Raw genomic sequence first — 595 nt, 5'->3', positions numbered from 1 at the left:
TAACGCCCCAATAAGGGGCTGATAATAGCTTGCTAAAATTGTGCAGCGAAGCGGAACCGAGCAAGCTGTTAGCAGTCCCATACTTTATTGGCTTGTTATGTACCGAATACACACTTCATTTGGACGGAATCTAAAACAACTCCATTTTGAGTCGTAAATTTGCTAACACCACATTTTTTAAAACCATTGCGCAAATAGAAGTTAACCGCATTTAGAGAGGCATCGAGTTTTAAATACTGTATGCCAGCTTCTTTTGCTTTGCTAATTAAGAACTCAAGCAATTCTTGCCCGATACCTTTGCCTGCATAATTTGACAAAACAAATATAGAATTTAACATGAACTTTTCAGTATTTAGTTCAGCAAAAGCAACGACTTTTCCATTGCTGATTTTTACAAATTGATCATTACCTTTATTAGCGCTTTCGACAAAACGTTCAGCCCAAGGTTTACCAACCCAGTCTAAAACTTTTGATTTTTCGTAATTTCTAATACAAAGTGCTTTGGCGGATTCCCTAAATACAAAATCCATTTCTTCGTAATCTGATTTCTCTGCTTTTCGAATCATTCACCTAACTTCCCTTAAGGTACATAACG

Annotated in this window: 1 protein-coding gene; it reads right to left on the bottom strand. The window is 36.6% G+C overall.

Features of this window, described 5'->3' with window-relative positions; translation table 11 throughout:
• Positions 1 to 95 precede the first annotated feature (95 nt).
• Positions 96 to 566 (bottom strand): GNAT family N-acetyltransferase, encoded by a 471-nt coding sequence (locus D1094_RS18440; RefSeq protein WP_118961556.1) that lies wholly within the window; start codon positions 564 to 566, stop codon positions 96 to 98.
• Positions 567 to 595 lie beyond the last annotated feature (29 nt).

This window comes from Colwellia sp. RSH04 (genome assembly GCF_003545765.1).
Taxonomy (GTDB): Bacteria; Pseudomonadota; Gammaproteobacteria; order Enterobacterales; family Alteromonadaceae; genus Colwellia.
The sequence above is the reverse complement of the archived record's forward strand: the minus strand, read 5'-3'. Positions and strand labels throughout refer to the sequence as shown.